This window comes from Pseudomonas sp. (genome assembly GCF_050739995.1).
Lineage (GTDB): Bacteria > Pseudomonadota > Gammaproteobacteria > Pseudomonadales > Pseudomonadaceae > Aquipseudomonas.
Genome location: NZ_JBOICG010000021.1, coordinates 1 through 5863 on the forward strand (window position 1 = coordinate 1; position 5863 = coordinate 5863).

The window sequence follows — 5863 nt, forward strand, 5'->3', positions numbered from 1 at the left end:
CACTCTCGCCTATCGGGATGACGGTGGCGTGCAGATTTTTTGGGTTGTGCCGAAGGAAGATTGATTCAATGAGTGCCCGCTTTATTGCCGTGTTTTGCCTGTTTTTTTCCGTCACCGCCCACGCCCAAGCGCCTAGAACCTTCAGCGAAGCCAAGAAAGTCGCCTGGAAGCTCTACGCCCCGCAATCCACTGAGTTCTATTGCGGCTGCAAATACACAGGCAACCGTGTGGATCTGAAAGCCTGCGGTTACATCCCGCGTAAAAACGCCAACCGCGCCGCACGCATCGAATGGGAACATATCGTTCCAGCGTGGCAGATCGGGCACCAGCGCCAATGCTGGCAGAACGGCGGACGCAAGAACTGCACACGCAATGACGAGGTGTTCAAGCGCGCCGAAGCTGATTTGCACAACCTGGTCCCGAGCATCGGCGAAGTGAATGGCGACCGAAACAACTTCAGCTTCGGCTGGCTGCCGGTACAAAGCGGGCAGTACGGCTCATGCCTGACTCAAGTGGACTTCAAGGCCAAGAAGGTCATGCCGCGCCCGTCCATTCGCGGAATGATCGCTCGCACGTACTTTTACATGAGCAAGCAGTACGGCTTGCGCCTGTCAAAACAGGACCGCCAACTGTACGAAGCCTGGAACAAGACCTATCCGGTACAAACCTGGGAGCGTCAGCGCAACCAGACCGTGGCTTGTGTGATGGGGCGCGGCAATGAGTTTGTCGGCCCGGTGAACCTGAAAGCCTGCGGTTGAACGTGGGCGGCACTCCCGCCCAACCTGCCCGTTACTGCGCGGGCTTGTGCTCGATGACTTGCGACTCGGTGTCGTTCTTCTTGGCACGCGCCAACTTCTCGGTCAGCAGTGTTTGCTTGGCTTCGGCTTCGGCCTTGCTGGCAAACGGCCCCAGAAACACCTCGTCCTTACCGTCTACCTTCACGATGTAAAAACTGAAACCGTGTTCCAGCAACCAAGCGGTAAGGTCGGTGATCGCCTGCAGCTTGTGATCTGGCGGGCCAACCCACACATCCCATTCCTGAGCAGCAATTGCACCGGTCTGTGGCTGGCTTTCGGTCACGGCAGGCTTGGCCTTGGGGGCATCGACACTTTTACCTTCACCGCAACCGGCCAATGCCAACACCGCAATTGCCATCGCTACTTTACGCACTGCCCTGCTCCTTTGAGGATAAAGAGGCAACTTTACCATTCACTGTCTATTCTGGCCGTCATAAACGTTGGCTTAAACAATGCGAATGATGTATCGCAGACCTGTATGATGCCACCATGGGAATTAATGTCGCCTCTACGCGTCCTAGAAAGAGGCAGTCACAGGGAAGCGCTTAGCAGTAAGCTACACACATCCGACAACGACCCTGTCTGAAACATGTGTCCTTAAAAGTAATCAAGGAGAACTCCATGCTTATACTCACCCGCAAAGTCGGTGAAAGCATAAACATCGGTGATGACATTACGATCACCATCCTGGGCGTCAGCGGCCAGCAAGTTCGAATCGGCATCAACGCCCCCAAGGACGTTGCCGTGCATCGTGAGGAAATTTACCAGCGTATCCAGGCCGGCCTTACGGCACCGGACAAAAACCAGACTCCTTGACGCAGCCCGAGTAGCCAGCCTTTTCATCCATACTGACGGCTGGCGAAAACCCATTCAGCCTGCTCGCGTTTGCTCACGTGACCAGCGCGCCTTACCGATTTTTTCTTCGCAGCAAGATGAAACTGTCATGAAGCCTGGAACTTGCTGCGCTATTCGCAGCCGAAGCTTCTGACAATCATCCTGCCATCTGTGTGCATCTAGGAGCACGTCGATGAGGCCTCCAGCAACACAACCGCTTATTTCCAGATCCTGGATCATCGCCCTGTTGATTGGGTTGTTTTTTCTAGCTGCTGGATATGGTCTGAGGTTCGAAATTGAACGCGTCAGCGATACCAGCGCTCACTCGTGGCTGGACCTGACGCTATTGCTATGTGGTTACCTGCTAGCGTTCTGCCTCAAGCCGATCCAAAAGGCGGTTCTGCGTAAATTATGCCAACGTGCAGCCCTGCGTGAACACCAGAAGGCCGTACGCTGACATCTCTTCTTACGCTATCAGATCACCGGGATTTACAGAGCCACAACAGCACTTATGCTTGGTGTTTTCACATCAGCCAACCAACGCGCCCAGGTACAACCAACCCTCCGTATCGCGCCGGGCTTGCAATCCCTCATAGCCTTCAATGCGGGCATGCGCTGTCGCCATGGGTGTGAGGTGGGTCGAGGTGACGACCATTACATCCGCTCCCGCTGCTTCCCCCGCTCGAATACCCACCCCCGCATCCTCGAACACCAGACAGTCCTGTACCGGCACGCCCAAGCGTTGCGCACCGAGCAGATAACACGCGGGATCGGGCTTGCCACGGACGACATCTTCGGCTGTCACCAGCACTGCCGGCGCAGCGATTCCCGCCGCTTGCAGCCGACGCAATGCCAACGCCTTGGGTGCAGACGTGACCAGCGCCCATTGCTCACTCGGCACACTGTTCAGAAACTCGATAGCGCCGGGAATTGCCACCACCCCCTGGACATCGTCGATTTCAGCCTCAGTGATCCACTGTGCTTCGATCTCCGGGTCAACGCCTGGTAACGCCTGGCGAGTAATGGTGTCGATGGCCCGAGCGCCATGGATGGTGGTGAGAAACGCCTCCACATCCAAGCCATGGCGCTCAGCCCAGCGACTCCACACACGCTCGGCAGCGGCAATGGAATTAAGCAGCGTCCCATCCATATCGAACAGGAAGGCACGGTAACGCTGGGTAAATGCGGCGGGGCCAGGGGCAGACACTGCTGGGCTTTCCTTCTATTCGCGGACATAGGCTGACCCCGATGCAATCTACGGATCACGCCATCGCATTACAACCTTGTGGTTTCGAAGGGTTGGCCAACACAGTAGAGGTCAGCATTCTTGCAGGGGCCGATCAACTCACCTGTCCGCCCGTTTCAGAGACGTCCACCGTGGTCCGCCACGCCGTCAGTATTGCCACCTGCAAACCTTCAACCAACGTATCCAAAGCCATTGATGGCTGCCCTGAGTCAGCCACCTGCTCCGGCAGGCTCGGCACATGGATAAACCCACTGCGTATGCCTGAACCCACCAACGTATGCTGCAATTGGTAGAACACCTGATTGCACACAAACGTACCTGCGGTCTGCGAAACCGACGCAGCAATCCCCACCTCGCGCACCGCCTTGACCATAGCCTTGATCGGCAACGTGGTGAAGTAAGCCGCAGGGCCGCCGCTCACCACAGCCGTATCGATTGGCTGCGCCCCCAGGTTATCGGGGATACGCGCATCGTTGAGGTTGATTGCCACCCGCTCAATGGAGATATCACTGCGCCCGGAAGCCAAGCCGGTAGCAATCACCATGGCGGGGCGCAGTTCCTCGATCAGTTGAGTCAAGTGCTCCCCTGCCGTAGCAAATGCACAGGGTAAACGGCGCGCCAAAATCTGCACCTCATCACCCCATTGCACACCGTCCAACTGACGCACAGCCTCCCAAGATGGATTGACCGGGTCTTGATCGAATGGCTCGAAGCCCGTCAACAATAGGGTTTGCATCTTGCCCTCACATCAGTAGGTAAAGCAGAACAATATTGACCACCAGCATCATCAACGCTGTTGGTAACTGAGCCTTGATCACTGCGTTCTTGTCGGGCAGCTCCAGTAACGCCGCAGGAACGATATTGAAGTTGGCCGCCATGGGGGTCATCAACGTACCGCAATAACCCGAGAACATACCGATCGCCGCCATCACAGCCGGGTTGCCGCCATAGATCCCCACCAGCACTGGCACACCGACCCCGCCGGTCATGACCGGAAACGCCGCAAACCCATTGCCCATGATAACGGTAAACAGCGCCATCCCGAGCACGTAAACCATCACCGCTACCAACTTGAAATCCAAGTTGATGTAGGTGGTGGTGACATGGGCGACCGCTGTACCCACCCCAGCTTCATTGAATAGCAACCCGAGCATTGCCAGCATTTGGGGTAGCACCATGGCCCAGCCCAAGGCTTCTGTAAGGCGTCGGGATTCGCGCAAGGCTTGTACCGGCGTGTCGCGGGTCAGCCAGCAGGCCAGGCCGAGAGCGATCAAACAACCAATACCCAGGGATACGAACGTGGTGTTTTTCGGGTCCAGTAACGGTATGCCAGCAATCTCGGTGTGCTTGAGCAATACAGAACCAATCACCGTCGTGAGGGGAATGGCCAGTGCCGGGATAAACAGCTTGTGACCCAGTCGACCTGCGCTGGCGCGGGAAGCCTTGTCATGCAGCTCGGCATGCGCACCTCGACCCACGCCACCCAGCCCGGCGATCAGCGCCATGATCACGACACCCATTCCGATGACCACCGAAGGCAAGCGCTCCCCGATCAAAAACGGAATGGCAAACAACAGCCAGAACAGAGCACTGGACCAACGCTTGGGATGGGTGCGGTCCATCAGGATCATGCCTGCGGTAATCAGCAACAGCACACCAGCAAGCCAGTAGAGGTATTCAATGGAGATGATCATTGCACCGCCTCCACGGAAGCGGCGGTAGCGCCGGCCAGCTCACGGGTAAGCCTGCGATCAAATCGATGCAAGCGGATCGCATGAATGATGAAGGCGCAGATTGCCGTCGGAATACCCCACACCGCAATGTGCAGCGGCTCCACATCAATACCTGAGCCCAGCAGGAAGGTGTGCATCAGCGCGATCGCACCAAACGCGACAAAGATGTCCTCACCGAAAAACAGCCCGACGTTGTCGGTGGCCGCGCACATGGCCAACACCTTGTGGCGCTGCTTGTCCGGTAATTTACCGTAGCGCTTTTCCGCAGCGCCTTCGGCCATTGGAGCCAACAGTGGGCGCACCATCTGCGGATGGCCACCCAGGCTGGTCAGACCCATGGCCGCCGTCGACTCACGCACGAACAGGTAAATAATCAACAAGCGCCCGACGGTGGCTCGTTCAAATCGCGCAATCCAGTTTTGAGCATGCAAGCGCAGCCCATGACGTTCCAGCAGACCAATGACTGCCAAGGGCAACAACAGAATCAGTTGTAAGGCACGCGTCTGAAGAAAGCCATCCCCCATAGTGGCGAGGATTTTTTCCAATGGAAAATGGGCTGCGAACCCGGTGGCAATAGCGGCGGCGGTGACCACCAAGAGCGGATTGAAACGCAAGACAAAGCCAACCACGATGACAAGCACGCCGATCAACGGCCATAGGTTCACAACAGTTTGCATGACGGTGAGGTCCTTAAGTGCGCGCTGCGGCGCCATTAAAGCAGGATGTGAACCAAGGGTTCACAGCGTGAAAGTGGCGGGCAGTCGGCTCGGTTTTTTATTGTTGACCCAGAAGGTCGAGCGTCAGTGGCCGCATCTTTGCCGCTTGGGACAGGGGGTGTCCAACAAGAAAAATTGTTGCTGCAAACCAATAAATTTTGTGGGTAATTGGAGGCGGAGAATCTCGTGCCGTGCGGGAAATCAGCCCTGATGCTTTTGGAAAAGCATGACCCAGCACACCACAGTCGAGCGAAGATGCATGAGCCTAATCACACCAGACGGGCTCGACAGTGAAGAATCCCACCGGGAATCTATACTTGAATGAGCAGTTGCGCGCTCGCGCGCATGAAGCGCGGCAATATCGCCGATAAAAGAGGATGGCCGTTATGTACGCCGGACAAATGAATATGGCGACAACTACAACTCTAGGTGAATTTCGGTGCCAGGTAGTGGTTCAAATCATCTGCCTGTTATCAGTCGCGACGCTTTTTTGCTGACAACAAAAAAGGGCCCACCTTTCGGTGAGCCCTTCTAGAC

8 protein-coding genes and 1 pseudogene are annotated in these 5863 nt (G+C 56.4%); 4 read left to right on the plus strand and 5 right to left on the minus strand.

What is annotated here, in order from left to right; all coding sequences use genetic code 11:
- Nucleotides 1–64 (plus strand): annotated as a pseudogene (locus ACRESD_RS00575) (DUF1654 domain-containing protein); the annotation flags it as partial.
- Between the two features lie 4 nt (nt 65–68).
- The gene (locus ACRESD_RS00580) at nt 69–758 is read left to right on the plus strand and encodes an endonuclease (protein WP_431749151.1); all 690 of its coding nucleotides are present in this window, start codon (nt 69–71) and stop codon (nt 756–758) included.
- Between the two features lie 31 nt (nt 759–789).
- On the opposite strand, the gene ACRESD_RS00585 is transcribed toward ACRESD_RS00580, so the two are convergent.
- The gene (locus ACRESD_RS00585; RefSeq protein ID WP_431749157.1) at nt 790–1155 is read right to left on the minus strand and encodes an SPOR domain-containing protein; all 366 of its coding nucleotides are present in this window, start codon (nt 1153–1155) and stop codon (nt 790–792) included.
- A 263-nt stretch (nt 1156–1418) separates the two neighbouring features.
- Here ACRESD_RS00585 and csrA point away from each other — a divergent pair, with 263 nt between their 5' ends.
- Entirely contained in the window at nt 1419–1613 is a 195-nt protein-coding gene (csrA, locus tag ACRESD_RS00590) for a carbon storage regulator CsrA (protein WP_003192511.1), read from the plus strand.
- A gap of 211 nt (nt 1614–1824) precedes the next feature.
- Nucleotides 1825–2088 (plus strand): hypothetical protein, encoded by a 264-nt coding sequence (locus ACRESD_RS00595; protein WP_431749152.1) that lies wholly within the window; start codon nt 1825–1827, stop codon nt 2086–2088.
- A gap of 72 nt (nt 2089–2160) precedes the next feature.
- Here the strand turns inward: ACRESD_RS00595 and ACRESD_RS00600 are convergent, their stop codons facing one another.
- From ACRESD_RS00600 to ACRESD_RS00615, 4 genes are all read right to left on the minus strand, one after another.
- Nucleotides 2161–2838 (minus strand): HAD family hydrolase, encoded by a 678-nt coding sequence (locus ACRESD_RS00600; RefSeq protein WP_431749153.1) that lies wholly within the window; start codon nt 2836–2838, stop codon nt 2161–2163.
- A 133-nt stretch (nt 2839–2971) separates the two neighbouring features.
- Nucleotides 2972–3613 carry a pyroglutamyl-peptidase I gene (gene pcp, locus ACRESD_RS00605; protein WP_431749154.1) on the minus strand — a complete coding sequence of 214 codons (642 nt, stop codon included), beginning with the start codon at nt 3611–3613 and terminating at the stop codon, nt 2972–2974.
- A gap of 7 nt (nt 3614–3620) precedes the next feature.
- On the minus strand, nt 3621–4571 hold the full coding sequence (locus tag ACRESD_RS00610) for a DUF979 domain-containing protein (RefSeq protein ID WP_431749155.1): 951 nt from the start codon (nt 4569–4571) through the stop codon (nt 3621–3623).
- Nucleotides 4568–5287, minus strand: coding sequence for a DUF969 domain-containing protein (locus tag ACRESD_RS00615; protein ID WP_431749156.1), 720 nt, complete (start codon nt 5285–5287; stop codon nt 4568–4570). Before ACRESD_RS00615 ends, ACRESD_RS00610 begins: the two co-directional genes overlap by 4 nt.
- Nucleotides 5288–5863 lie beyond the last annotated feature (576 nt).